Genomic DNA, 24,271 nt, shown 5'->3' with positions numbered 1-24,271 from the left:
ATGAAAAATCAGTACTCGCCAACGCGCAGGATCTTCAGCGCATTGGTGCCGCCGACCTGGCCGATGGGCTCGCCCCAGGTCACGACGATCAGATCACCCTTCTGCACCACGCCTTGCGCCAGCAGCAGGTCCTGGGCGCCCTTCAACATGGCTTCGGTGTCGGGCGCCTGGGCCAGTTCCAGCGTATGCACGTTGCGGAACAGCGAAGCCTTGCGGCGCGTGGCGACATTGGGAGTGATCGCAAAGATCGGGATATCGATGTTGTGACGGCTCATCCACAGCGCCGTCGAACCGGATTCGGTGAGCGCGGCGATGGCCTTCACACGCAGGTGGTGCGCGGTGAACAGCGCGCCATAGGCGATGGACTGATCCACGCGGGTAAAGCGCAGGTTCAGGAAATCCGCATCCAGTTGCACGTTTTCGGAGCGCTCGGCTTCCAGGCAGATGGCCGACATGGCTTCCACGGTTTCCACCGGATACTTGCCGGAGGCGGTCTCGGCCGAGGTCATGACGGCATCGGTACCATCGAGCACGGCGTTGGCCACGTCCGAGACTTCGGCGCGGGTCGGCACGGCGTTGACGATCATGGACTCCATCATCTGGGTCGCGGTGATGGTCAGCTTGTTGGAGGCGCGCGCCATCTTGATCATGCGCTTTTGCAGGCCCGGCACGGCGGCATTGCCCACTTCCACGGCCAGGTCGCCACGGGCCACCATGATGCCGTCGGAGGCGTCCAGGATTTCCTGCAGCAGCGGGATGGCTTCGGCGCGCTCGATCTTGGCGATCATCATCGGCTTGTGGCCGAAGGGCTCACCGGCCACGTTGGAGAGCTGGCGCGCCATTTCCATGTCGGTGGCGTTCTTGGGGAAGGACACGGCCACGTAGTCGGCCTGGAAGCTCATGGCGGTCTTGATGTCGTCCATGTCCTTGGCCGTCAGCGCCGGTGCGGACAGGCCGCCGCCCTGGCGGTTGATGCCCTTGTTGTTGGACAGCTCGCCGCCGATCTTGACCACCGTATGGATCTCGTTGCCCATCACGCGCTCGACCTTGAGCACGATCAGGCCATCGTTCAACAGCAGGATGTCGTTACCCTTGAGGTCACGCGGCAATGCCTTGTAGTCCAGGCCCACGCGTTCCTGGTTGCCCATCTGGCAATCGGAATCAAGGATGAACTTGTCGCCGTTGGCCAGCATGATCTTGCCGTTCTCGAACTTGCCCACGCGGATCTTGGGGCCTTGCAGGTCGGCCATGATGGCGACCTTCTTGCCGCATTCGTCGGCCACTTCGCGCACCAGGGTAGCGCGGTCGATGTGGTCCTGCGGCTTGCCATGCGAGAAATTGAGGCGCACGACGTCAACGCCGGCGCGGATCATGCGGGTCAGGGTCTCACGGTCGCTGGAAGCGGGACCGATGGTGGCGACGATTTTTGTTGCTCTGGACATGAATACCTTCTGGTTGCGACTTGGTGATAGAAGCCCGCTGCCCGGCCCGATGCAGGGCCGATCAGGCGGAGAGCTTCCGCCCCGAACGCGCGTCTCGGACGCGTTCATCATTGGTGGTGCTACAGACTCAGAATTCGGATGAAACGGCAAGGCGCCGCGCCCGGCAACAGGGCGCAGCGCCGGTCAGGCTTACTGCGCGCGCTGCAGCAGGATCTCGACGGCCGGCAGGGTCTTGCCTTCGAGGAATTCCAGGAAGGCACCGCCGCCGGTGGAGATGTAGCCCACCTTGTCGGCAATGTTGTACTTGGCGATGGCGGCCAGCGTGTCACCGCCACCGGCAATCGAGAAGCCCGGGGACGCCGCGATGGCGCGCGCCAGGGTCTCGGTGCCACGGCCGAACTGATCGAACTCGAACACGCCCACCGGACCATTCCAGACGATGGTGCCGGCACGGCCCAGCTGTTCAGCCAGGGCGGCAGCGGTCTGGGGACCGATGTCGAAGATCATGTCGTCGTCGGCCACGTCAGCGGCGGCCTTCACGGTGGCCGCTGCGGTCGGCGAGAATTCCTTGCCCACCACCACGTCGGTGGGAATGGGCACCGAGGCGCCGCGCTTGGCCATCAGGTCGATGATGGCCTTGGCGTCTTCCACCAGGTCCGGCTCGGCCAGGGACTTGCCGATCTTCAGGCCGGCAGCCAGCATGAAGGTATTGGCGATGCCGCCACCGACGATGAGGTTGTCGACCTTCTCGGCCAGGGTCTTCAGGATGGTCAGCTTGGTCGACACCTTGGAACCGGCCACGATGGCCACCAGCGGCCGGGCCGGCTGGTTCAGGGCCTTGCCCAATGCATCCAGCTCGGCGGCCAGCAGCGGGCCGGCACAGGCGACGGGGGCAAACTTGGCCACGCCGTAGGTGGTGGCTTCGGCGCGGTGGGCGGTACCGAAGGCGTCGTTGACGTAGATATCGCAGAGCTTGGCGATCTTTTGCGCCAGCTCGTCGCTGTTCTTCTTTTCGCCCTTGTTCAGGCGGCAATTTTCCAGCAGCACGACCTGGCCGGGCTGCACCTCTACGCCATCCACCCAGTTGGCAACCAGCTTGACCTCGCTGCCCAGCAGCTCGGAGAGGCGCTTGGCCACCGGTGCCAGTGAATCCTCGGGCTTGAACTCGCCTTCGGTGGGGCGGCCCAGGTGGGAAGTCACCATCACTGCAGCGCCTGCCTGCTGGGCATCGCGAATGGCCGGGACCGAAGCGCGGATGCGGGTATCTTCGGTGATATTGCCGGCATCATCCTGCGGGACGTTCAGATCGGCACGGATGAAGACGCGTTTGCCTTGCAATTGCTTGGCAGAAATCAGATCGCTCAGTCGGTTGAATTTCATAGGTAGGAATTCGAAGAAGGGGGCGAAAAACGCCGTATTTTACTCCAGCCTGACCTGCTCCTGACGCCTTTTTGGCAGCTTGAACAACATCCGGAGCGCATCCGGCCGCTCTGCACGAAACTTCACAACCACCAGCGCAGCAGTGTAAAGAGTGACATTCCTGCCACAATAGTTCCCAAAAGATGCCGCGTTGCCGCAAAGAACACGCCGGCACCGATACCGGAGAGCAACTTTGGATTGCCCAGGCTCATTTCGATGACCCCGTGCGAGGTCACCAGGTCCGGGAAGATGATAGCCGCCATGGCCGCCGCAGGGGCATAGCTGAGCGCATGCTTGACGCGCGGCGGCAGCTTGACCGCATGGCCGAAGAGAAAGAAGCCGCTGCGGGTGATGACCGTGGAAAGTGTCATCAGCGCGATGGCGCCCCAGACGTACCAATCGTTCATGCCGGCGCCTGCGCATCGGCCTCATTGCCGGGCAAGAGCTTGTCGGCCAGCATGGCGGCGCACATGCCCAGCACCATGGCCAGCAGCAGACCGAGCCGGTAGGGCAGCTCCAGCGCCAGCACCGCCACCGTGCCCGACACCACCACCCCGGCCAGGGCCGGGAGGCTGCTGGTCATGGGGATCATCACGGCGATCAGGGCCAGGGTGCCGGCGAAGCCGATGTTCCAGCTTTCCGGGATCTGGCTGCCCAGCAGGATGCCCAGGGTGGCGCCGAGTTGCCATGCAAGCCAGCCCGGATAGCAGATCGCCGCAAAATAGCCGACTTTGCCAGCGGGTTGACCGAAAGTAGAGGGCGGATAGCGCTGGGGAAAGAACGCCATCGAGATATCGCCATTGAAGAAGCCGTACCAGACCCGCCGGTACCAGGGCAGATGCTCGAAGTGCGGAGCCACAGCCGCCGAGAAGATCACGAAGCGCAGATTGACGATCATGGCCGTGAAGAACACCACCAGCAGCGGCACCCCGGCCGCCAGCAAGGGCAGCGCGGCGAACTGGGCCGAGCCGGCATAGACCAGCAGGCTCATGCCCAGCGACTGGTAGATCGACAGGCCCGACTTGACCATGGCCATGCCCGAGACCATGCCCCAGGCCAGCACGGCGGGAATGGTCGAGGCACTGGCGCGCCAGCCTTCCTGGAAGGCGTCCTTCTCGATGCGGCGGGCGCTGGCGGGGTCGTGCGGGAAGCCATCGCTTGCGGACCGTGCGCCGTCCTCGCCTGTCTCCTTCTGCATTGTTCGTCCGTGGGGGGATTGAAGACGCGGCCGGCGGTGACTGGCGCGCGGGGTGTTGTGCAGCATTTTTGCTCAGGGCCTTCATTCTACAGATGAAAGTTTTTGCTCGCGTGAATCCGCTAAAATGGAGCCCTTTGCCCGGTTCTTCAGTTCCATTCAGCAGAACCGGGCAGTCATTTCAGGAAGTTTTGCATTCAACGCACACAGGGAGACCACCATGTCCATGGCTGACCGCGACGGCAAGATCTGGAAGGACGGCGCGCTGATCGACTGGCGTGACGCCACCATCCACGTACTGACCCACACCCTGCACTACGGCATGGGTGTCTTCGAAGGCGTGCGCGCCTACAAGACGCCGGAAGGCACGGCCATTTTCCGCCTGAAGGAACATACCCAACGCCTGTTCAACTCGGCCAAGATCTTCCAGATGGAAGTGCCGTTCGACCAGGCCACCCTGGCCGAGGCGCAGCGCCAGGTGGTACGCGAGAACAAGCTGGAATCCTGCTACATCCGCCCGCTGATCTGGATCGGCTCGGAAAAACTGGGCGTGTCCGCCAAGGGCAACCAGATCCACGTGGCCATCGCGGCCTGGCCGTGGGGCGCCTACCTGGGCGAGGATGGCATCAACAAGGGCATCCGCGTGAAGACCTCTTCCTTCACCCGTCACCACGTCAATGTGTCGCTGGTGCGCGCCAAGGCCTGCGGTTACTACATCAACTCTATCCTCGCCAACCAGGAAGCGCTGGCCGATGGCTACGATGAAGCCCTGCTGCTGGATACCGAGGGTTATGTCTCGGAAGGCTCCGGTGAAAATGTCTTCATCGTCAAGAACGGCAAGATCTATACTCCCGACCTGGCCTCCTGCCTGGATGGCATCACCCGCGACGCCGTGCTGACCATGGCGCGCGACCTGGGCATCGAAGTCATCGAGAAACGCATCACCCGCGATGAAATGTATTGCGCCGATGAAGCCTTCTTCACCGGCACCGCCGCCGAGGTCACGCCGATCCGCGAGCTGGATCGCCGCGTCATCGGCAATGGCGGCCGTGGCCCCATCACCGAGAAGCTGCAGACCCTGTTCTTCGACGTGGTGTCGGGCCGGGCGCCGCAGTACAAGCACTGGCTCACGCTGGTGTAAGGCGTCGCCACTGCCGTCAGACAGTCACTCAGCCATTCAGTCAGTCTTTAGTCGTTAGTCAATTGCAAGCAACGGAGAACAAGATGAGCCAAGCTCAAGCATCGCAGGGCGTGGTCCTGCTCGAAGGCAAGGACCTGCCGGCCCACTGCCCCAACCCCAGCATGTCGGCCTGGAACTCGCACCCGCGCGTGTTCCTGGAACTGGACGCGCATGGCGCGGCCAAATGTCCGTACTGCGGCACCCAGTATCAGCTCAAACCCGGCACCGTGGTCAAAGGCCACTGAATCCAGGTTCGCACCAGACACGAGAGGGCCCACAAGGCCCTCTTTTCATCTGATCCGGAGATTGTCATGCCTCGCAACAAACTGATCCATGGCTCGCCCGATGAAATCGAAGCTGCCTACTACGACGCCCTGGCTCGTGCCGACCTGGAAGCGCTGATGGACCTGTGGGCCGATGACGAGGAAATCGTCTGCATCCACCCCGGCGCGCCGCGCCTGGTCGGCCATGCGGAAATCCGTGCGGTGTGGGAAGACATCCTCTCCAACGGCGGCCTGCACATCCGTCCGCGCCAGCTGCACGTGACGCAGAACCTGATGACCTCCGTGCACAGCGTGATAGAAGACATCGATCAGGGTGGCGAGCCGTCCGATGTCCATGTCATCGCCACCAACGTCTACCAGAAAACCGCCATGGGCTGGCGCCTGGTGCTGCATCACGCCTCGGTGGCGCCGGGCCCGGCACCGGCCGAAGCGGTGGTCGGCGGCGCCATGCTGCATTGAACGCGGCCGCCTGATTTATCCACAGGCGCTTGCGCCATCCGAATCCGAGAGCGCTGCACCATGCTTTACATCCCGCCCCGCTGGCTTCCCGGCGGCCATCTCCAGACCATCTATCCGTCGACCTTCCTGCCCAAGCCGCCGGTGGCCTACCGGCGCGAGCGCTGGGAAGCGCCCGATGGCGACTTCATCGACATCGATTTCGTCGATGGCCAGCCCGGACGGCCGCTGCTGGTGCTGTTCCACGGGCTGGAAGGCTCGTCCGACAGCCACTACAGCCGCGCCCTGATGGCCGAGGTGCAGCGGCGCGGCTGGCATGGGGCGATTCCGCATTTCCGTGGCTGTTCGGGCGAGATCAACCTGGCACCGCGCTTCTATCACTCCGGCGACTCCGCCGAGCTGGACTGGATCATCCGCCGCCTGAAGCTGCGCCAGCAGGACCTGGCCGCCACGCACCTGTACGCCTGCGGCGTCTCGCTGGGGGCCAATGCGCTGCTGCGCTGGCTGGGTGAATCGCAGCACGAGGCCGAGATCGTCGATGCCGCCTGCGCGGTGTCGGCACCGCTGGACCTGGCCGGGGGCGGTGCGGCCCTGGCCAGCGGCTTCAACCGGCTCTACACCTGGGTCTTCCTGCGCACCATGCGGCCCAAATGCCTGGCCAAGCTGGAGCAGTTCCCGGGCCTGTTCGACCGCGAAGCCCTGCTGTCGGCGCGCGACCTGTACGCCTTCGACAACGTGGTCACCGCGCCCCTGCATGGCTATCGCAACACCGACGATTACTGGGACCGCGCCAGCGCCAAGCACATCCTGCACGACATCAGCGTGCCCACGCTGGTACTCAATGCGCAGAACGATCCCTTCCTGCCGGCGCGCCACCTGCCGCGCTCGGCGGCGCCGGAGGTGGTGCTGGAGTATCCCGAACAAGGCGGGCATGTCGGCTTTGCCGCCGGCGGGCCGCCGGGCAGGCTCGACTGGCTGCCGCAGCGGCTGCTGCACTTCCTGGAAGGCAAGACGGAAAGCAGCTTCGTCGCCCGCACGGAGCTGGCCCATGGATGAGATCGTCCGCCAGGCCATGGCCCGCTGGCCCAACGTACCGCACTGCTTCGGCTGGCTGCGCCTGGATGCGCGCGGCCAGTGGCGCATGCGCGACGAACGCGCGCAACAGCTGGACTTGCCCGGAGACCCCATCCGCCACCCTGCCCTGTTGGCCTTCATCGAACGCAACTATGCCTGCGACGAGGCCGGGCGCTGGTATTTCCAGAACGGGCCGCAGCGCGTGTATGTGGAGCTGGAGTGGATGCCGCATATCCTGCGCACCCAGCCGTCGGTGCAGGATGCGGCCAGGCTGTCGCTGGTGCTGCATACAGGGGTCGTGTGGGAGCACATCGATTCGGCGTGGATGGATGAGACCGGGCGTCTCTACCTGCGCAGCGGCCCGTGCATCGCCGGAGTCGATGACCGCGATCTGGCGCAGTTGCTGCCGTACCTGCATCATGAAGGCCGGGCTGACGAAGAAGCCCTGCTGCGCTGGCTGGAAAATGACCAGAATCTGACACTGCACTTCACCTGGAACGGACACAAGCTGCCGCTACAGCGCATGGCCAGCGAGCAACTGGAACAATCCTTCAGGTTCGCCGCTCACCCCCGTCCCGCCTGACTTTCCGGGCGGTGGCTCAGCTGCGGTCTTTGAGTTCCTTCTGCTCATCTTTCCAGCGCGCCTTCCATTCGCGCTCGCGCGCATCGATCTGCGACTGGTCGTAGAAGGTCGCGTCGGGCGCCTTGCGTGCAATCCCCAACTGATCGATGGCCGCCAGCAGGCTGCCGTTGAGCGCATAAGATTCGGCCAGCGCCAGATGCTGCAGGGCCTGCTTGCCCTGCGCCGCATAGGCCTTGGCCAGCAGCTGCTGCACCTGGGCGTCGGAGCGGTACAGCTGCGCCTGGTCGCGCAGATAAGCCACCGCCTGGTCATAGCGGCTGGCGGCGATCAGGGCGTCCGCATACTGACGCGCCACGCTGCGCGAGATGGGAAACTGCAGGCGCATGGCCTCGGCCACCTGCAGCGCCTGCTGGGTCTGCTTGCGGGCGATCTTGATGTCGATGTCGAGGCTGCCGAAGAAGATGCCGGTCTTCATCGGGATCGCTGCTTCCTGCGCCTCCTTCAGGGCCGCCTCGGCTTGCTCGAAACGGTTCTGGCGATAGTAGGCATAGGCCAGGCCATATCGGGCGGCGGCCGTCATGAGCTTGGTGTTCTGCCTGGCCTGGTCGGTGAATTTGGCCACGTTCTCGCGCAGCCCCTGCACGCTGTCGTTCTGCAAGACCTGGGTGCGGGCGCGCGCCAGCTGGAATTCCGGATTGTCCACGCGCTGCTTGTAGCGCTGGTCGCGGATGCGGGCCTGGATGTCGGCGATACGCTCGGTGGTCAGCGGGTGCGTCATCAAATAGGGCGGCACGGCATCGCTGTAATTGCGCGACGCGGTTTGCAGGCGACCGAAGAAGGTGACCATGCCGGAGGGATCGAAGCCGCCATCACGCATGATCTGCAGGCCGATGCGGTCGGCTTCGCGCTCGGCATCGCGGCTGAAGTTGAGCTGGCGTTGCACCGCCAGCCCGGTGCCGCCCATCATGGTGGCCATGGCGGCATCGCCCCCGGCCTTGGACACCCCCGCCAGCGCGCCCAGCACGATGGCGGCCAGCTGGATCATCGAGTTCTGTTTTTGCTGGCCCAGCATGCGCGCAATGTGGCGCTGGGCCACGTGACCGATTTCGTGCGACATCACGCCGGCCAGTTCGGACTCCGACTGCGCCGCCAGCACCAGCCCGCTATTGACCCCAATGAAACCACCCGGCAGCGCAAAGGCGTTGAGCATGGGGTCGCGCACCATGAAGAACTGGAAATCGAAACCGGCCTCGCCGCGCACTTCAGGGTGGATCGAGACCAGGTTCTGGCCGAAATTGTTGAGGTATTCCGAGATCGGACCATCGTCGACGTAATCGCGGTCGGTGCGGATGTCGCGCATGATCTCTTCGCCCAGCTTGCGCTCCATCAGCGGCGAGAGCCCTTCCCGTTCGGTATCGCCCAGCGTCGGCAAACCCTGGGCCACGCCGGGATGCGGCAGCAGCGTCAGCGGGGCAGCGGGCAACAACAGACAGGCGGCGCTCACCGCACGCATCAGCAGGCGACGCCAGGGATGGCGGGAAAGATCAGTCACGGTTGGTTGCATGGACCAGTCATCAAGGGCGGACAGGAAGGAGGAGAGGCAGCGTGCGCTGCAGGCTGCCTGCTATGATACCCGCTCCCTTCCCTTCATTTCATCATCAGCAAATCATCATGAGCACATCCGGCGATCACGCGCCCAACGGCGGCCTCACCCATTTCGACCAGGGCGGACAGGCGCACATGGTCGATGTCGGCGGCAAGAACGAGACCCATCGCGTGGCCCTGGCCACGGGCGTGATCCGCATGCAGCCGGCCACGCTGGCCATCATCGAATCAGGCACCGCCAAGAAGGGCGACGTCCTCGGCATCGCCCGCATCGCCGCCATCATGGCGGCCAAGCGCACGGGTGAGCTGATCCCTTTGTGCCATCCGCTGGCACTGACGCACGTATCAGTGGAGTTCGACACCGATGCCGCCAGCTCTTGCGTGCGCTGTACCGCGCGCGTGGAAACCTTCGGCAAGACCGGGGTGGAGATGGAAGCGCTGACCGCGGTGCAGCTCGGCTTGCTGACGGTCTATGACATGTGCAAGGCGGTCGACAAGAGCATGGTCATGACCGATATCTGCGTGACCGAAAAGCGCGGCGGCAAGAGCGACATCACGATGGCGCGGCCCTGAACCGGCGAGCACTGCGAATTCCCCTGTGGATAAGACAAACGCGCCCTTGGGCGCGTTTTTTCATGCTGCCATGACGCCGCTGAATGCGTGGATCAGCCGCGGCAGTTGGCTGGTGCGAACTTGGCCGGCAGGGTGCCGGCGACGAAACCGGTGTTGGGCGTAGCGCCTTCGGGCGTGGCCGCCTGCTTCACATCCTTGGCCGCACATTGCCACTGGATGGTGCCGGAGGCGATGGTGGGCGTCAGCGTCAGCGTGCCGCCGTCCCCTACGCGCGGGCTGTAGGTGATGGTGATGACACCACCCACGCCGCGCTTTTCCATCGGCGAGACCTCGATCTTGCTGACGTTATCGGTCGGGGTGAAAGCCGGCAGGCCCAGTTGTGGCACGGTGAAGACACCATTGTTGGAGCTGATCTGCTCGGTCACGGCCAGCTTGTAGGGCTCGGCCAGGTTGAAGCCTTCGGAAACGCGTGCCCGGGCGATGTAGTCCTGGTATTGCGACGCGCCCAGCATGGCGAGGATGCCGATGATGGCCAGCGTGACCATGAGTTCGAGCAGGGTAAAGCCTTGTTGGGGGCGACGGAAGACGACGGGTTTCATGGGATCCTCGTAAAAATGAAAAGGGCGTTGCCAGTATCGGCGGCGCCAGTCCTGCATACCAGCGAAAAAATTGCAAAGCTATCAGGTTTGTGCGGCCGTGGCGCTGACCTGGCTCAAGCATGGCCTGGCGGCGCGGTTGCGGCACGCTTGCGTTCGGGACATTGCACCGGCCATCCCCATGGCCGGCTAGGCTGCCGGTGTATTGCGCTCCTGCTTCTTGCGTTTGAGCGTCAGGCCGGTCAGCACCACGCCCAGCGCGCCGACCAGGCCCGGCATGCTCAGGTGCACGGCGGCGCCCGGCAGCATGAATTCGGTCTCGGCAATGAAGCCCTGGAGCCAGCCCTGCACGGCCGCATCGCTGAAGATCATGCCACCGGCAATGTAGCCCAGCAAGGCCGCACCCAGGGTGACGATGACCGGAAATTTCTCCATCAGTTTCAACACCAGCGTGCTGCCCCAGACGATGATGGGAATGCTCACCACGATGCCAAACACCACCAGCAGCAACTGATGCTCTCCCGCCGCCTGCTCGGCCGCACTGGCGATGGCGATCACATTGTCCAGGCTCATCACCAGGTCGGCCACGATCACGGTCTTGACGGCGCCCCAGAGGCGGTCGCTGCCGTCGATGTCGGTGTGCTGGTCATCTTCGTTGAGCAGCTTGATGCCGATCCACAGCAACAAGATGCCGCCGACCAGCTTCAGGAAAGGCAACTGCAGCATCGTCACGGCAAAGGCGATCAGGGCGATGCGAATGGCGATCGCACCCACGGTGCCCCAGACGATGCCCTTCATGCGCAGCTTGTCGGGCAGGTTGCGGCAGGCCAGCGCAATGACGATGGCGTTGTCGCCACCGAGCAGGATGTCGATCAGGATGATCTGCGCGACCGCCACCCAGTTCAGGTTGGCCAGGAATTCCATGCATGTCCTTTTGGGAAAACAGCGCCTCTGGTCGGGCGCATGGCGGGATGACCGCGTTGTGCGCGATTAGTGCCATTTCCCTCTTGGAATGGCTCGCCAAAAAATGACATGGGGAGCCGGAGCTCCCCATGCTGGTCTTGCTGATCTTGCGGGTATTGCGATGGCTGGTACGGCTTGGCTTCCGGACACCTCGGCCGAGGCATCCGGAAAACGCGGCCGAAATTACAGCACCGACTTCAGCAGGCGACCCATTTCGGACGGGTTGCGGGTGACCTTGATGCCGCACTCTTCCATGATGGCCAGCTTGGCTTCAGCGGTATCGGCACCACCGGAGATCAGGGCACCTGCGTGGCCCATGCGCTTGCCCGGGGGCGCGGTCACGCCGGCGATGAAACCGACCACCGGCTTCTTCATGTTGTCCTTGATCCAACGGGCAGCGTTGGCTTCGTCAGGACCGCCGATTTCACCGATCATGATGACGGCATCGGTGTCCGGATCGTCGTTGAAGGCCTTCATGACGTCGATGTGCTTCAGACCGTTGATCGGGTCGCCACCGATACCGACGGCGGAGGACTGGCCCAGGCCCAGGGCGGTCAGCTGACCCACGGCTTCATAGGTCAGGGTGCCGGAGCGGGAGACCACGCCGATGCGGCCCTTCTTGTGGATGTGGCCGGGCATGATGCCGATCTTGATTTCGTCCGGGGTGATCAGGCCGGGGCAGTTCGGGCCCAGCAGCAGGGTCTTGGAACCGGCCTTGGCCATGCGGTCCTTCAGGGCCAGCATGTCGCGCACGGGGATGCCTTCGGTGATGCAGATGGCCAGGTCCAGCTCGGCTTCGACGGCTTCCCAGATGGCAGCGGCAGCGCCGGCGGGCGGCACGTAGATCACGGAAACGGTGGCGCCGGTGGCGTTCTTGGCTTCGGTGACGTTGGCATAGATGGGGATGCCTTCGAAGTCTTCACCGGCCTTCTTCGGGTTCACGCCCGCGACGAAGGCATTCTTGCCGTTCGCGTAGTCGCGGCACATGCGGGTGTGGAACTGGCCGGTCTTGCCGGTGATACCTTGGGTGATGACCTTGGTGTCTTTGTTGATGAGGATCGACATTTCTCTTCCTTGACTGTGATGCCTGCGCCGCGGGCGGCGCCTGGGCTGCAATGGCTTGCAGCCGGCGGCTCATGCCGCGCAGGCTGGCGTATTGGGTTGACTTACTTGGCGGCTGCCACGACCTTCTGGGCGGCTTCTTCCATGGAATCGGCCGAGATGATCGGCAGACCGGAATCGGCCAACAGCTTCTTGCCCAGGTCTTCGTTGGTGCCCTTCATGCGCACCACCAGGGGCACCTTCAGGGAAACCGCCTTGGAAGCAGCGATCACGCCTTCGGCGATCACGTCACAGCGCATGATGCCGCCGAAGATGTTGACCAGGATGGCCTTCAGTCCGGGGTTCTTCAGCATGATCTTGAAGGCTTCGGTGACCTTCTCGGTGGTGGCACCGCCGCCCACGTCCAGGAAGTTGGCCGGCTCGCCGCCGAACAGCTTGATGGTGTCCATGGTGGCCATGGCCAGGCCGGCGCCGTTGACCAGGCAGCCGATGTTGCCGTCCAGGGAGATGTAGGCCAGGTCGAACTTGGAGGCTTCGACTTCAGCCGGATCTTCTTCGTCCAGATCGCGGTAGGCGACGATTTCCGGGTGACGGAACAGGGCGTTGGAGTCGAAGTTGAACTTGGCGTCCAGGGCGATGACCTTGCCGTCGCCGGTCAGGATCAGGGGGTTGATTTCAGCCAGGGAGGCGTCGGTTTCCCAGTAAGCCTTGTACAGGCCTTGCAGGTTCTGACGGGCGGCGGGGATGGAAGCGGCGGGCACGCCGATCTTGGCGGCCACGTCATCGGCTTGCGCGTCGGTCAGACCGGCGACCGGATCGATGATGACGTTGTGGATCTTTTCGGGGTGGCTGTGGGCGACTTCTTCAATGTCCATGCCGCCTTCGCTGGAGGCCATCAGCACGACCTTCTGCGAAACACGGTCGGTCACCAGGGAAACGTACAGTTCCTTCTTGATGTCGGCGCCTTCTTCGATCAGCAGGCGACGCACCTTCTGGCCTTCGGGACCGGTCTGGTGGGTGACCAGTTGCATGCCCATGATCTGGTTGGCGTATTCCTTGACCTGCTCGATGGACTTGGCCACCTTCACGCCACCGCCCTTGCCGCGGCCGCCTGCATGGATCTGGGCCTTGACGACCCACACCGGGCCGCCGAGCTTCTGGGCAGCCGCTTCGACCTCATCGACCGACATGCAAGGAATGCCGCGCGGCACGGTTACGCCGAACTGGCGCAGGATTTCTTTACCCTGATACTCATGGATTTTCATGGGAGCTTCCCTTTAGACACTGAATGAATGAAACTTGCCGGATTGAAATTCGGTAGCCGGCATCGAGCCGGCCGACCAGAAAGCAGACTGCAACCCGCAGGCGGGGGGCGCATCCGTTGCCGGATGGAGTCGGGCGCAGGCGTGAGCTGCGCGGGTTGCGAGTGAATTCGTCGAATTGGGCATATGCATGCCGTCTGCTCTAGTTGGTCTGATAGTCGAAACGCGCCAGCTTGCGCCGAAGCGTCCGCATTATCCATTTCTGCTCCAGACGCGGACCTATCCCCGTTACGCCGTTTTAACAAACCGGCAACACGCGGTATCTCCTCAGGCTTGCGCGCCGCAGCAAAAACTTCCGAATTTTAGCACAGGCCACGCGGGCTGTTGGCTGGTAGCGCTATCGGACGGTGCAAAGCGGGATGATTACCATCGGACGAGACGCACGGTTGCGTTTTTGGCGTTATTTCGGGATGGGGCGGTAGAAGAAAGGCCGGATTGAGCGCTGCCGCGCGGTGATCAGGCCGGCTCATGGCAGCAGGGATCACAGGGCACCACAATAGCCACGATAGCCACGATAGCCGCAAGAATCACAGGAGCCGCAGCAGTCGCGGAAGACAGGCGGACGCGAAAAGCACCTGCAAACAGCCAGATGCAGCCTGCAGCCAGGCTCAGGAAGCCTCGTCCTCGTCTGCCCAGGCGGTCTGGAAGGCTTCGCGGATGCTGCGATGGGAAAAGCCGCGCTGCTGCAAGAAGCGCATCTGCTTCGCGCGGGTTTCTGCGTCCTCGGGCGGCGCGCTGTACTTGCGGCGCAGCACATGGGCGGCGCGTTCCCCTTCTCCTGCGGCCAGATCGGCCTTCAGTTCGGCAATGGCTTCACCTTCGATGCCGTGACCATGCAGTTCGGAGAAGATGCGCTGGTTGCCATAGCGCGCCGAGCGGCGATGCACCAGCGATTCGGAAAAACGTTCCTGGGAAAGAAAACGGGACTGCTCCAGCCATTGCAGGAGCGCATCGATGTCATCGCCCTCTTGCGCGTAAGGGGCAAGCTTACGCGCAAGTTCCTGGCGACTATGCTCACGTGAAGAGAGATACTTGAGCGCCCGTGCTTTCAGGCTGATCGGCGGTCTTGGCATGACGTTCGACTACACGGACGATGAAACGAAAAAAACATGAGACACCATGATGGCTGACGCCTTATGACCTTGCAGCACCCAGCGCGAGAAGCCAGGCCACCGTGATGCATTGATGCAGTGAAGTTTGATGCAATGAAGCCAGGATTCACCGACGCTGTGATTCAGCGACGCTCTGACTCAGTGAATCGGTGATGCTCTGACTCACTAGGTCGGTGATGCTTTGATTCACTGAGCCGGTAGTGCTTGGATTCAGTGATGCTTCGATGCATTGAAACGATAAAACAGTAATGCGGTGCTGCAGTACAAATACAACTCAAGTACAACGTCCCACGCATGCACCCTATCAGCGTACACAGGCAGGAATAACAGGCATCATCGCGACGTCAAAGGCTCAGGCAAACCCTGCCGCCGCGATGATGCTTGAATCGGAATCGGACTCAGCTGCGCAGGCTCAGGAGGCCTTGGCTTCGGCTTCACCGCCGGCCAGTTCCGGCACACCCAGGGCGACACGGACCTTGTTCTCGATCTCGCGGGCCAGTTCCGGATGTTCCTTCAGGTAGTTGCGGGCATTGTCCTTGCCCTGGCCGATGCGCTCGCCGTTGTAGCTGTACCAAGCGCCGGACTTCTCGACCACCTTGTGTTCCGAACCCAGGTCCAGGATTTCGCCTTCGCGGGAAGTGCCTTCGCCATACAGGATGTCGAAGTGCGCTTCGCGGAACGGGGGCGCGACCTTGTTCTTGACGACCTTGACCTTGGTTTCGCTACCGATGACTTCATCACCCGACTTGATCGAACCGGTACGGCGGATGTCGAGGCGCACGGAAGCATAGAACTTCAGCGCGTTGCCGCCGGTCGTGGTTTCCGGGTTGCCGAACATGACGCCGATCTTCATACGGATCTGGTTGATGAAGATGACGGTGGTATTGGTGCGGTTGATGCTGCCGGTCAGCTTGCGCAGCGCTTGCGACATCAGGCGGGCTTGCAGGCCGGGCAGGGAGTCGCCCATATCGCCTTCGATTTCGGCCTTGGGGGTCAGCGCGGCCACGGAGTCGACTACGATCAGGTCCACGGCACCCGAGCGCACCAGGGCATCGCAGATTTCCAGGGCCTGTTCGCCAGTGTCGGGCTGCGAGATCAGCAGGTCGTTCAGATTCACGCCCAGCTTCTGGGCATAGGTGACGTCCAGCGCGTGCTCGGCGTCGATGAAGGCGCAGGTGCCGCCCAGCTTCTGCATTTCGGCAATCGATTGCAGGGTCAGGGTGGTCTTGCCCGAGGATTCCGGACCGTAGATCTCGATCACGCGGCCACGCGGCAGGCCGCCGATGCCCAGGGCGATGTCCAGCCCCAGGGAGCCGGTGGAAACGGCCTGGATTTCCTCGGCGATGACGCCGTCTTCCATGCGCATCACCGAGCCCTTGCCAAACTGCTTTTCAATCTGTGCCAACGCGGCGGCCAGCGCCTTGCTCTTTTCAGAGTTGTTCGCAGCTTTTTTGTCGTCCATAAATCTCTCTCGGCAAAATGTCGTGAAGAAGGGGTGTCAGGGGAGGTCTTGCTGATGTTGCACTATATGGCTTGCGTGCTGCTGTGTTGCCCGGCGGCAGTGGATGACCGCCCCGATAGAGCGATACTGTATAAAAAAACAGTGCTTCGTGCAAGCGTTTTTGTCGGCCCTTGCATCATCGTGGGCGAAAAACCCAATTATACGAGAGCCAGTCCTTCCGAAAACTTCATAAAACGCAGAGGAATGATGCATGGAAGGAAAAAAAACGGCACACTCGCGAGTTGGTAGGAATAATTCGTCAGCTTTGGGTCATCTGGCGCGCAATAGTCGTCATCTCACGCGATATTGCATTGCGGAAATTATTATCATCCCAAGCGTTCCGGGGGCCCGGCAGACCGCTTGCTTTACAGATCAATTTACAGATCGCATTACACACCGTTCTCATGAGTTTAGTGCCCTTCAGCCATATCAGCGCCCTGCGCTGCCTGGTCATCGACGACATGCCGACGATGCGCCAGAACATTCGCATGCACCTCGGGCAACTTGGCGTGACCAAGGTCGACCAGGCTGCCACGCCCGATGAAGCCATCCGCTTCGTGCAATCTGGCAACTATGATCTGATCATCTGCGACTACAACCTCAACAAGGAAAGCAACGGCCAGCAGTTGCTGGAGTTCTTCCGCACCCAGAACATGCTCTCGCCCACCTGCATGTTCATCATGGTGACGGCCGAGAGCGGCTACAACCTGGTGGCCAGCGCGGCCGAGTTCCAGCCGGATGCCTACATGTTGAAGCCGCTGACGGCCAGCCGCATTGCCGAGCGCGTCGACCGCCTGCTGGAAAAGCAGCACGCCATGCTGCCGGTGACCGAGAAGATGAAGCGCAAGGACTTCGCCGGCGCCATCATCGAATGCGACAACGTGTTGAAGGCCGCGCCCAAGTGGATCGTGGAAATCATGAAGACCAAGGGCACGCTGCTGATCGACCAGCGCCGCATCGACGAGGCGCGCGAGGTCTACAAGCAGGCCCTGTCCATGCGCGACGACCTGGTGTGGGCCAAGATCGGTCTGGCCCGCTGCAACATCGTGGCCGGTCAGATGGATGATGCGCGCGCGATCGTGCAGGACGTGCTGGCGCAGAACAAGCAGTTCATCGCCGCTTACGACCTGCTGGCCCAGATCGACGAAGCCCAGGGCAACCAGGAAGGGGCGCTGGAGGCGCTCACCAAATCTTCCGAGATCATTCCCTCGGCCCGTCGCAGCCGCCTGGTGGGCGACGTGGCCTACCGCAGCGGCCACCTCGAACAGGCGCGCGAAGCCTACGACAAGGTACTCAAGCACACCAAGGGCTCGCTCACCGCGCAGCCCACCGACCTGCTTTCGCTGGCCCAGGTCCACATCGACAGCGGCGACCCTGACGCCGCGCTGCGCCTCCTGGAAAGCGCACCGCGCCGCTACGAGGAATCCAACATCTTCGTCTCTGCACAAGCCGCCGTGCAAGCCCAGGCCTACGTGCAACTGGGGGACACCATCTCGGCCCAGCAGGCCTTCGAGACCGCCCGGCAGGCCGCCGGCAAGGAAAGCTCGGACACGGCCACCCTGGCCCTGGCCAAGGCGGCCTTCTCGATGGGCAAGGACGAGGAAGGCGCCCGGCTGATCGCCGATGCGGTCAAGTCCGACCACGAGAACAAGACCCTGCAGATGCTGGCGCGCAAGGTGCTGGCCGATACCGGCCGCGCCAACCTGGCCGAGGAACTCATCGACGGTGCCGTCAAGCACTGCATGAGCATCATCGCCGAAGCCAATGCCTTGATGCGCAGCGCCAAGCCCGACGAGTCGCTGGCCCGACTGGAAGAGGCGCTGACCAGCATGCCGGAGAACACCGGCGTGCTGCTGGCCGCAGCCCAGCTGCACCTGCTGTGGATGAGCCAGCGCGGCTGGAACGAAGAGTACGTCAAGCGCGTGCGCCGCTACCTGGCCACCCTGGACCGACTGATTCCCGGCAACGATAGAGTCGCGAAGATGCACAAGTTCCTGCGCGACACCCTGAGCAAAGTAGCCCCGAAGAGCTGACCATGGATCCCAAGCTTGCCGCGATCATCATTCATGACATCAAAAACTCCCTGGGCGTGCTGGAGGGGGAATTGCGCCGCCTGTCCGACGATGAGCCGCGTGTCCAGCAGGCCCATGTCACCTGTCTGGCCCTGCAGGAAAAACTGATCGCCTTCCTGACCCTCTACAAGGCCGATTCACAAGGCCTGCGCGCGCAGGTCGAAGCGGTCTCGCCACTGGATTTCCTCGATGCACTGGTGCGCGAACACGCCGTCTCACGCAGCACGGAGATCGCGCTGTCGGTGGACGAAACCGAGATGCCGGTCATCGGTTTCTTCGATGAACACCTGGTGGCGCTGGCGCTGGAAGCGGCCTTGCAGAACGCCAGCCGCTTTGCCCGCACGCAGATTGCGCTGGGCTGCCACAAGGACCCTGCGGGCGGCCTGATCTTCACCGTGCGTGACGACGGCCCCGGTATCGGCACGCAGGAAAAGAAGCCCTCCACCGGGCTGGGCATGGACCTGTGCAATGCGATTGCCACCGCCCACAACAAGGACACCCGCTCGGGGGAAGCGCGGCTGTCCAATCATCCCGACGGGGGCGCGCTGTTCGAGCTGTGCCTGCCCTGAGCGTGCTGGGCTGGCACGATGGTCTGCCGGCCATCGCCGGGTCTCTCATCTCAGTTGGTCTGCATCACCTTCCCGCAAGTCCTCTATACAACTGTAGGACTGCAGGACTGGAGAACTGCAGCAGTGCACCACCACTCCTCCGCAAGACTGCATGATTTCCCGCGCGGCCAGCCACATGCGCCGGCCGCATATGCAAGCGCGAAAATAGTCGTTCTGCTGCCTGCGCTTGCTCCTTAGAGTGTCGGTTTGTCCCACCTTTACCGCCCGTGCAACCGGGGCGGAAGGCTGCGCAACGCCAGGTCGCGCGGGACGATCCAATACCGGGAGAACCCATTCATGCAACGCAGAGACTTCCTTCGCCAGGCCGGCGCCGCGCTGGGCGCTACCATGCTGGGCAACGCACCCTTGCTGGCACGCGCGGAACAGCCACCCAAGACCATCCGCCTGGACTACGCCTATTACTCGCCACCCAGCCTGGTGCTGCGCAAATTCGGCTGGCTGGAGGAAGACCTCAAGGCCCAAGGCACCGAAGTCAAATGGGTGCTGAGTCAGGGCAGCAACCGTGCGCTCGAATATCTGAACAGCGACAGCGTGGATTTCGGCAGCACGGCCGGGTTGGCTGCCTTGCTGGCGCGCGCCAATGGCAATCCGGTCAAGGCGGTCTACATCTATTCGCGTCCGGAATGGACGGCGCTGGCGGTGGGCAAGGACTCGCCGGTCAAGTCGATCACCGAACTCAAGGGCAAGAAGATCGCCGCCACCAAGGGTACCGATCCCTATCTCTTCCTGCTGCGAGCACTGCATGAGAACGGCCTCAAGAAAAGCGACGTCGAGATCGTGCACCTGCAGCATGCCGATGGCCGTGCCGCGCTGGAACAGGGCCGCGTGGCCGCCTGGGCCGGCCTCGATCCGCATCTGGCGGCCAGCGAGCTGGAAGCGGGATCGCGCCTGATCTACCGCAACGTCAACTTCAATACCTACGGTTTCCTCAACGTCAGCGACAGCTTTGCGGCGCGCCATCCGGAGCAGGTCCGGCGCGTGATTGCCGCCTATGAGCGGGCGCGCACCTGGATCATTGCGCATCCGGAAGAGACCGTGGCACTGCTGTCGGAACAGTCCAGACTGTCGGCGCCGGTAGCCCGCCTGCAACTCAAGCGCAACGATTTCTCGCAGCCGCAGATCGGCCGCGAGCACATCGAGGCCCTGCGCGCGGCCTCGCCCATCCTGCTGGAAGAGGATCTGGTCAAGAGCGGCACCGACCTGCCGCGCACCATCAATGCGCTGATCGACCCCAGCTACGCGCAGGGCGTGGTGAAGGCCTGAGGCCATGTCCGACCCCATCCCTCTGCCGGCCACGCTGCAAGCCGCGTCCACCACCGGCGCCGGCGAGCCGACCGCTGCGCCCGCCAGGCAGACCAGGCACGCCAGGCAAGCCATGCGCCGCCGCGGCTGGCCGCATGATGACGGCTACCGCCCCGGACGCTTCACCGGCTGGATCGTGCCGCTGGCCTTGCTGCTGCTGGTGGAGGCCGGCGCCCGGCTGGACCTGATTCCGGCGCGCCTGCTGCCGCCCCCGAGCGAGCTGGCCCATACCTTGTGGTCGCTGGCGATGCGCGGTGAACTGCTGTCGCATATCGGTGCGAGCCTGGGGCGGGTCGCGGCCGGCTTTACCATCGGCAGCGCACTGGCAGTGGTACTGGGCCTGCTGGTCGGCATCAGCCGCCGCGCCGAAGCCCTGCTGGAACCCAGCTTCCAGGCCCTGCGCGCAATCCCCAGCCTGGCCTGGATTCCGCTCTTGCTGCTGTGGTTGGGCATCGATGAGACACCGAAGGTGGTCTTGATTGCCATCGGCGCCTTCTTCCCGGTCTATCTGAATCTGGTAGCAGGCATCCGCGACATCGACCACAAGCTCATCGAAGTCGGCACCAGTTCGGGACTGAGCACTTCGGAGCTGATCCGCCACATCCTGCTGCCGGCATCCCTGCCCTATCTTTTTGCCGGCCTGCGCGGCGGCTTGAGCCTGGCGTGGATGTTCCTGGTGGCAGCCGAACTGATCGCCGCGACCCGGGGCGTGGGCTATCTGCTCTCGGACGGACGCGAAAGCAGCCGGCCGGACCTGGTATTGGCCGCCATCCTGATCCTGGCCTTGCTGGGCAAGCTCAGCGACAGCCTGCTACGCGCCATCGAGCAGAAGAGCCTGGGCTGGCGCGACGCGCGACGCCAGTCCAGCCAGCAGAAAACCTGACTATCCATTTTCCTGAGCGTATCCATGTCCACGCACTGCACCGACCTTACCCGCCGCCGCCTGCTGCAGGCCAGCGCCGCACTCGGCCTCGCCGCACTGGCGCCGGCCTGCGCACTGGCGCAAGGCAGCAAGGCCATCCGCATCGGCTATCAGAAATCGTCCACCCTGCTGACCATCCTCAAGGCCAACGCAACGCTGGAAAAGCTGCTCGCCCCCACCGGCGCAAAAATCAGCTGGCACGAATTCGCCAGCGGGCTGCCGCTGCTGGAAGCGCTCAACGTCGGTGGCGTCGACCTCAGCGCTGACGTGGCCGACACCGTGCCGGTGTTCGCCCAGGCGGCCGGTGCCAGGCTGGCCTACGTGGCACAGGAGTCGCCCTCGCCGGCCGCGCAAGCCATCGTGGTGCGGGCCGATTCGCCGCTGCGCAAACCTGCTGACCTCAAGGGCCGCAAGATCGCCGTGACCAAGGCGGCCGGCGTGCACTACCTGCTCATTGCCACGCTGGAAAAGGCCGGGCTGAAGTTCAGCGATGTCGATGCCGCCTACCTGTCTCCCGCCGATGGTCGCGCCGCCTTCGAGCGGGGCAGCGTCGATGCCTGGGTGACCTGGGATCCCTTCCTGGCGGGTGTGCAGCGGCAATCCCAGGTGCGCATCCTGTCGGACGGACAGGGCGCGGCCGATTACCAGCGCTACTACCTTGCCTCGGCCAGCTTCGCGCAGGCCAACCCCGAGGTCTTGCGCGTGGTCTTCGATGAACTGAAGAAGACTGGCCTGTGGGTAAAACAGCATCCCCGCGAAGCCGCCACCTTCCTGGCCCCGCTCTGGGGGCTGGACGCGGACACCATCGAACTGGCCAACAGCCGCCGCAGCTACGAGGTGCGTGCCGTCAGGCGGGAGGCGCTGGGCGAGCAGCAACGCATCGCCGACACCTTCTTCGCCGCCGGCCTGCTGCCCAGGAAGGTCGATACCGCTGATGTGGCGATCTGGGCGCCGGAAAAGATCGCCTGAGCATGGACGCGCTGGACCAGATCACGCTGCTGTTGCTGCTCATCCTCGTGCTGGTGGCGCTGCTGTTTCCGCTGACGGCGGGCCGCAGCAAGCAGCGCGACAGGGACGCTACCGGTCAAGAGCCGGACGCGCAGGATCACAAGCGCCGCTGATGCGGTGCTTTTTTTTATCGTACTAGGGAGCTGAGAGAGGCCCAACGGCAGTACGCCGAAGATGCCCGCCACACGGGCGGTTCAGGGCCGATATGAAGAAAAATGCAAGCGTGGAATGGACAGGGAACGGACATAAAAAAACCGCCGGCAAAAGCCGGCGGTAAAACGGACTGGCGACGCTCATCCACTAACCGCCGCCTTCCGCGCCAAACTGATACTTACATCATGAACGTTCTTGCCAGTTTGTCCGGGCCGATGGCTCAGCCGTGGACCGGGTCGAGCTGCTGGATACCCGCCAGCACCCAGCCACCCTGGCCGGTAACCGGCTTGGACAGGTTCCAGATCTCGGCGAACTGGGCCGGCGAGGCGGTCGGATCTTCCTTGATGAAGCCGAAGAACTTCACGCTGGCGATGTAATCATTGCCCACGGTTTCCACGCCCAGCACCTCGGCATCCAGCGAGACCACATCGGTCTGGTTGGCGGCAGCGCCACGCTCCTGGATCTGCAGACGCAGCTCGGCAAACATCTCGGGGGTGGTGAATTCGCGGATGTCGTTGATGTCAGCCTTGTCCCATGCCGCCTGCAGGCGGATGAAATAGGTCTTGGCATTGCGCACGAAGCCCACGGTGTCGAAACCGGCCGGGATGCCATAGGCAGGCGCTGCCTCGGCGTTGCCGAAACCACCACCGAAACCATTCTGGGTGGTCGAGGCTGCGGACTGGTCGGTCTTGAGCATGGAGCCGATCTGCGGCGTGGCCGACACAGTGTCAGAAGCTTGCGGTGCGGCGCTGGCCCAGGCCGGCGCCGGTTGCGCGGACTGCGAGGCTTCCGACTTGCGGCGGAACAAGCGGATCACGAACATGATCGCCAGCGCGATCAGGGCCACGGTCAGGATGGTGCTGATCATGCTGGCCAGCGCGCCACCCAGGCCGAAGTGCGACAACAGCGCGCCCAGGCCCAGGCCCAGCAATGCGCCACCCAGCAGGCCCTTCCACATGCTCGGCTTGGCAGCAGCCGGGGCCGGTGCGGCAGCAGGCGCGGCCGGCTTGGCAGCGGCGGCCTGGTTCTGTTGCATCGGGGCAGGGCTTTGCGCCTGACGGCTGGCGCTGGAAGACTGTTTGCCGATCGAACCGCCACCGCCAAGACGCTTGGCTTCGACGGCCGACATGCCAACAGAGAGCGTCATCACCGCCACTATCAGCGCGACAAATGCTTTTTTCATGCTTTCTCCTAGAGGATTCTGATGATGTGATGCGGTCACATCGGCCGTAATTCATGCATACCGGATCGGGTGTGCCCTGGAGCATCGGCGCCGCGCAGGCAGGCGGACGCCGGCCGCGCACGCGCAAGGTCCTGCTGTCGCACGGCGCGAAGCCTCAGAAAATCAGGGGCGGTTCAGCGGGCGCAGCAACACCTGTCGCGCGTGGCGACGGGATCAGGCCCGGGGAGGACGTCCTGCGCGCGGCAGGAACGGGGGTTGCAGGGCGGCATCGCTACGCAGAGCGGGCGCCAGGCGGGAAGTTTGCGGCACCATGGCCAGGGATTGCATCAGCAGCGGCTCGTCACCGATGCCAGCGTGCGTGGAGAAGTCTTCTCCGCTGTCGGCATAACCGGTACCGTCGTCATCGCCGGGGCCTGCATCAGCGGAGACGGCATGCGACTTGTCATCGCTGGCGGCGGGGGCCGGATCGGACAGGGAGACGGTCTTGGCAGCCAGATGCTGGGTCGCCACGGCGTGGGCCGCAGCCGGAACCGGGAAGTCGGTCGCGGCCATCGAGCTGGCGTACGTCAGCACCGCTGCAAATACTTGCACCGGCAACAGACAGATCAGCAGGAGGACCCACAAACGTTTCATCG

At 63.5% G+C, this 24,271-nt stretch carries 25 protein-coding genes; 12 read left to right on the top strand and 13 right to left on the bottom strand.

What is annotated here, in order from left to right; all coding sequences use genetic code 11:
* Positions 1-8: 8 nt before the first annotated feature.
* From pyk to AACH55_RS03275, 4 genes are all read right to left on the bottom strand, one after another.
* Positions 9-1,442: a pyruvate kinase gene (pyk, locus tag AACH55_RS03290; protein WP_338717996.1), complete on the bottom strand. Its 1,434-nt coding sequence runs from the start codon at positions 1,440-1,442 to the stop codon at positions 9-11.
* A 189-nt stretch (positions 1,443-1,631) separates the two neighbouring features.
* Positions 1,632-2,822 (bottom strand): phosphoglycerate kinase, encoded by a 1,191-nt coding sequence (locus AACH55_RS03285; RefSeq protein ID WP_338717995.1) that lies wholly within the window; start codon positions 2,820-2,822, stop codon positions 1,632-1,634.
* 122 nt (positions 2,823-2,944) lie between these two features.
* A complete protein-coding gene (locus AACH55_RS03280) occupies positions 2,945-3,268 on the bottom strand; it encodes an AzlD domain-containing protein (RefSeq protein WP_338717994.1) in 324 nt (107 codons plus the stop codon).
* On the bottom strand, positions 3,265-4,059 hold the full coding sequence (locus AACH55_RS03275; protein ID WP_338717993.1) for an AzlC family ABC transporter permease: 795 nt from the start codon (positions 4,057-4,059) through the stop codon (positions 3,265-3,267). The genes AACH55_RS03280 and AACH55_RS03275 overlap by 4 nt, the downstream gene beginning before the upstream one ends.
* A 217-nt stretch (positions 4,060-4,276) precedes the next feature.
* On the opposite strand from AACH55_RS03275, the gene AACH55_RS03270 reads away from it, so the two are divergent.
* The 5 genes from AACH55_RS03270 to AACH55_RS03250 all read left to right on the top strand — a co-directional run bounded on the left by AACH55_RS03270 (position 4,277) and on the right by AACH55_RS03250 (position 7,633).
* Positions 4,277-5,197, top strand: coding sequence for a branched-chain amino acid transaminase (locus AACH55_RS03270; protein ID WP_338717992.1), 921 nt, complete (start codon positions 4,277-4,279; stop codon positions 5,195-5,197).
* 83 nt (positions 5,198-5,280) lie between these two features.
* Positions 5,281-5,481: a zinc-finger domain-containing protein gene (locus AACH55_RS03265; protein WP_338717991.1), complete on the top strand. Its 201-nt coding sequence runs from the start codon at positions 5,281-5,283 to the stop codon at positions 5,479-5,481.
* Positions 5,482-5,547: 66 nt separating this feature from the next.
* The gene (locus tag AACH55_RS03260; protein ID WP_338717990.1) at positions 5,548-5,979 is read left to right on the top strand and encodes a nuclear transport factor 2 family protein; all 432 of its coding nucleotides are present in this window, start codon (positions 5,548-5,550) and stop codon (positions 5,977-5,979) included.
* Between the two features lie 60 nt (positions 5,980-6,039).
* Positions 6,040-7,032: an alpha/beta fold hydrolase gene (locus AACH55_RS03255; protein WP_338717989.1), complete on the top strand. Its 993-nt coding sequence runs from the start codon at positions 6,040-6,042 to the stop codon at positions 7,030-7,032.
* Positions 7,025-7,633, top strand: coding sequence for a DUF2946 family protein (locus AACH55_RS03250; protein ID WP_338717988.1), 609 nt, complete (start codon positions 7,025-7,027; stop codon positions 7,631-7,633). Before AACH55_RS03255 ends, AACH55_RS03250 begins: the two co-directional genes overlap by 8 nt.
* 16 nt (positions 7,634-7,649) lie before the next feature.
* Here the strand turns inward: AACH55_RS03250 and AACH55_RS03245 are convergent, their stop codons facing one another.
* The gene (locus AACH55_RS03245) at positions 7,650-9,197 is read right to left on the bottom strand and encodes a M48 family metalloprotease (RefSeq protein WP_338717987.1); all 1,548 of its coding nucleotides are present in this window, start codon (positions 9,195-9,197) and stop codon (positions 7,650-7,652) included.
* Between the two features lie 107 nt (positions 9,198-9,304).
* Between AACH55_RS03245 and moaC the strand changes: the two genes are divergently transcribed.
* Positions 9,305-9,811: a cyclic pyranopterin monophosphate synthase MoaC gene (gene moaC / locus AACH55_RS03240; RefSeq protein ID WP_338717986.1), complete on the top strand. Its 507-nt coding sequence runs from the start codon at positions 9,305-9,307 to the stop codon at positions 9,809-9,811.
* A gap of 92 nt (positions 9,812-9,903) precedes the next feature.
* Here moaC and AACH55_RS03235 read toward each other — a convergent pair whose 3' ends face one another.
* The 6 genes from AACH55_RS03235 to recA form a co-directional block, all read right to left on the bottom strand.
* The gene (locus AACH55_RS03235; protein ID WP_338717984.1) at positions 9,904-10,410 is read right to left on the bottom strand and encodes a pilin; all 507 of its coding nucleotides are present in this window, start codon (positions 10,408-10,410) and stop codon (positions 9,904-9,906) included.
* A 186-nt stretch (positions 10,411-10,596) separates the two neighbouring features.
* Positions 10,597-11,331 carry a TerC family protein gene (locus tag AACH55_RS03230; RefSeq protein WP_338717983.1) on the bottom strand — a complete coding sequence of 245 codons (735 nt, stop codon included), beginning with the start codon at positions 11,329-11,331 and terminating at the stop codon, positions 10,597-10,599.
* Positions 11,332-11,553: 222 nt separating this feature from the next.
* On the bottom strand, positions 11,554-12,435 hold the full coding sequence (gene sucD, locus AACH55_RS03225) for a succinate--CoA ligase subunit alpha (RefSeq protein ID WP_013232695.1): 882 nt from the start codon (positions 12,433-12,435) through the stop codon (positions 11,554-11,556).
* A 101-nt stretch (positions 12,436-12,536) separates the two neighbouring features.
* Positions 12,537-13,697 carry an ADP-forming succinate--CoA ligase subunit beta gene (sucC, locus tag AACH55_RS03220; protein ID WP_338717979.1) on the bottom strand — a complete coding sequence of 387 codons (1,161 nt, stop codon included), beginning with the start codon at positions 13,695-13,697 and terminating at the stop codon, positions 12,537-12,539.
* Positions 13,698-14,362: 665 nt separating this feature from the next.
* A complete protein-coding gene (recX, locus tag AACH55_RS03215; RefSeq protein WP_338717978.1) occupies positions 14,363-14,827 on the bottom strand; it encodes a recombination regulator RecX in 465 nt (154 codons plus the stop codon).
* A 451-nt stretch (positions 14,828-15,278) separates the two neighbouring features.
* A complete protein-coding gene (recA, locus tag AACH55_RS03210) occupies positions 15,279-16,328 on the bottom strand; it encodes a recombinase RecA (RefSeq protein WP_008325554.1) in 1,050 nt (349 codons plus the stop codon).
* Positions 16,329-16,771: 443 nt separating this feature from the next.
* On the opposite strand from recA, the gene AACH55_RS03205 reads away from it, so the two are divergent.
* The 6 genes from AACH55_RS03205 (at position 16,772) to AACH55_RS03180 (ending at position 22,413) form a co-directional block, all read left to right on the top strand.
* Positions 16,772-18,400, top strand: a complete 1,629-nt coding sequence (locus AACH55_RS03205; RefSeq protein ID WP_338717976.1) for a tetratricopeptide repeat protein — start codon at positions 16,772-16,774, stop codon at positions 18,398-18,400.
* Positions 18,401-18,402: 2 nt separating this feature from the next.
* On the top strand, positions 18,403-19,008 hold the full coding sequence (locus AACH55_RS03200; RefSeq protein WP_338717975.1) for a HAMP domain-containing sensor histidine kinase: 606 nt from the start codon (positions 18,403-18,405) through the stop codon (positions 19,006-19,008).
* Between the two features lie 336 nt (positions 19,009-19,344).
* Complete coding sequence (locus tag AACH55_RS03195) at positions 19,345-20,331, top strand: aliphatic sulfonate ABC transporter substrate-binding protein (RefSeq protein ID WP_338717974.1); 987 nt, start codon at positions 19,345-19,347, stop codon at positions 20,329-20,331.
* A 112-nt stretch (positions 20,332-20,443) separates the two neighbouring features.
* Positions 20,444-21,253 carry an ABC transporter permease gene (locus tag AACH55_RS03190; protein WP_338720156.1) on the top strand — a complete coding sequence of 270 codons (810 nt, stop codon included), beginning with the start codon at positions 20,444-20,446 and terminating at the stop codon, positions 21,251-21,253.
* 24 nt (positions 21,254-21,277) lie between these two features.
* The gene (locus AACH55_RS03185; RefSeq protein ID WP_338717973.1) at positions 21,278-22,261 is read left to right on the top strand and encodes an aliphatic sulfonate ABC transporter substrate-binding protein; all 984 of its coding nucleotides are present in this window, start codon (positions 21,278-21,280) and stop codon (positions 22,259-22,261) included.
* 2 nt (positions 22,262-22,263) lie between these two features.
* On the top strand, positions 22,264-22,413 hold the full coding sequence (locus tag AACH55_RS03180) for a hypothetical protein (protein ID WP_338717972.1): 150 nt from the start codon (positions 22,264-22,266) through the stop codon (positions 22,411-22,413).
* 260 nt (positions 22,414-22,673) lie between these two features.
* On the opposite strand, the gene AACH55_RS03175 is transcribed toward AACH55_RS03180, so the two are convergent.
* Both AACH55_RS03175 and AACH55_RS03170 read right to left on the bottom strand, forming a co-directional pair.
* Positions 22,674-23,636, bottom strand: a complete 963-nt coding sequence (locus tag AACH55_RS03175; RefSeq protein ID WP_338717971.1) for a Tim44-like domain-containing protein — start codon at positions 23,634-23,636, stop codon at positions 22,674-22,676.
* 213 nt (positions 23,637-23,849) lie between these two features.
* Complete coding sequence (locus AACH55_RS03170) at positions 23,850-24,269, bottom strand: hypothetical protein (protein WP_338717970.1); 420 nt, start codon at positions 24,267-24,269, stop codon at positions 23,850-23,852.
* Between the last annotated feature and the right edge of the window lie 2 nt (positions 24,270-24,271).

This window comes from Herbaspirillum sp. DW155, from assembly GCF_037076565.1.
GTDB lineage: Bacteria > Pseudomonadota > Gammaproteobacteria > Burkholderiales > Burkholderiaceae_D > Herbaspirillum.
The sequence above is the reverse complement of the archived record's forward strand: the minus strand, read 5'-3'. Positions and strand labels throughout refer to the sequence as shown.

Excerpts from the sequence above, each read along its gene's own strand:
- pyk (WP_338717996.1), bottom strand. The coding sequence starts at position 1,442 with ATGTCCAGAGCAACAAAAATCGTCGCCACCATCGGTCCCGCTTCCAGC.
- AACH55_RS03285 (WP_338717995.1), bottom strand. The coding sequence starts at position 2,822 with ATGAAATTCAACCGACTGAGCGATCTGATTTCTGCCAAGCAATTGCAA.
- AACH55_RS03280 (WP_338717994.1), bottom strand. The coding sequence starts at position 3,268 with ATGAACGATTGGTACGTCTGGGGCGCCATCGCGCTGATGACACTTTCC.
- AACH55_RS03275 (WP_338717993.1), bottom strand. The coding sequence starts at position 4,059 with ATGCAGAAGGAGACAGGCGAGGACGGCGCACGGTCCGCAAGCGATGGC.
- AACH55_RS03270 (WP_338717992.1), top strand. The coding sequence starts at position 4,277 with ATGTCCATGGCTGACCGCGACGGCAAGATCTGGAAGGACGGCGCGCTG.
- AACH55_RS03265 (WP_338717991.1), top strand. The coding sequence starts at position 5,281 with ATGAGCCAAGCTCAAGCATCGCAGGGCGTGGTCCTGCTCGAAGGCAAG.
- AACH55_RS03260 (WP_338717990.1), top strand. The coding sequence starts at position 5,548 with ATGCCTCGCAACAAACTGATCCATGGCTCGCCCGATGAAATCGAAGCT.
- AACH55_RS03255 (WP_338717989.1), top strand. The coding sequence starts at position 6,040 with ATGCTTTACATCCCGCCCCGCTGGCTTCCCGGCGGCCATCTCCAGACC.
- AACH55_RS03250 (WP_338717988.1), top strand. The coding sequence starts at position 7,025 with ATGGATGAGATCGTCCGCCAGGCCATGGCCCGCTGGCCCAACGTACCG.
- AACH55_RS03245 (WP_338717987.1), bottom strand. The coding sequence starts at position 9,197 with ATGCAACCAACCGTGACTGATCTTTCCCGCCATCCCTGGCGTCGCCTG.
- moaC (WP_338717986.1), top strand. The coding sequence starts at position 9,305 with ATGAGCACATCCGGCGATCACGCGCCCAACGGCGGCCTCACCCATTTC.
- AACH55_RS03235 (WP_338717984.1), bottom strand. The coding sequence starts at position 10,410 with ATGAAACCCGTCGTCTTCCGTCGCCCCCAACAAGGCTTTACCCTGCTC.
- AACH55_RS03230 (WP_338717983.1), bottom strand. The coding sequence starts at position 11,331 with ATGGAATTCCTGGCCAACCTGAACTGGGTGGCGGTCGCGCAGATCATC.
- sucD (WP_013232695.1), bottom strand. The coding sequence starts at position 12,435 with ATGTCGATCCTCATCAACAAAGACACCAAGGTCATCACCCAAGGTATC.
- sucC (WP_338717979.1), bottom strand. The coding sequence starts at position 13,697 with ATGAAAATCCATGAGTATCAGGGTAAAGAAATCCTGCGCCAGTTCGGC.
- recX (WP_338717978.1), bottom strand. The coding sequence starts at position 14,827 with ATGCCAAGACCGCCGATCAGCCTGAAAGCACGGGCGCTCAAGTATCTC.
- recA (WP_008325554.1), bottom strand. The coding sequence starts at position 16,328 with ATGGACGACAAAAAAGCTGCGAACAACTCTGAAAAGAGCAAGGCGCTG.
- AACH55_RS03205 (WP_338717976.1), top strand. The coding sequence starts at position 16,772 with ATGAGTTTAGTGCCCTTCAGCCATATCAGCGCCCTGCGCTGCCTGGTC.
- AACH55_RS03200 (WP_338717975.1), top strand. The coding sequence starts at position 18,403 with ATGGATCCCAAGCTTGCCGCGATCATCATTCATGACATCAAAAACTCC.
- AACH55_RS03195 (WP_338717974.1), top strand. The coding sequence starts at position 19,345 with ATGCAACGCAGAGACTTCCTTCGCCAGGCCGGCGCCGCGCTGGGCGCT.
- AACH55_RS03190 (WP_338720156.1), top strand. The coding sequence starts at position 20,444 with ATGCGCCGCCGCGGCTGGCCGCATGATGACGGCTACCGCCCCGGACGC.
- AACH55_RS03185 (WP_338717973.1), top strand. The coding sequence starts at position 21,278 with ATGTCCACGCACTGCACCGACCTTACCCGCCGCCGCCTGCTGCAGGCC.
- AACH55_RS03180 (WP_338717972.1), top strand. The coding sequence starts at position 22,264 with ATGGACGCGCTGGACCAGATCACGCTGCTGTTGCTGCTCATCCTCGTG.
- AACH55_RS03175 (WP_338717971.1), bottom strand. The coding sequence starts at position 23,636 with ATGAAAAAAGCATTTGTCGCGCTGATAGTGGCGGTGATGACGCTCTCT.
- AACH55_RS03170 (WP_338717970.1), bottom strand. The coding sequence starts at position 24,269 with ATGAAACGTTTGTGGGTCCTCCTGCTGATCTGTCTGTTGCCGGTGCAA.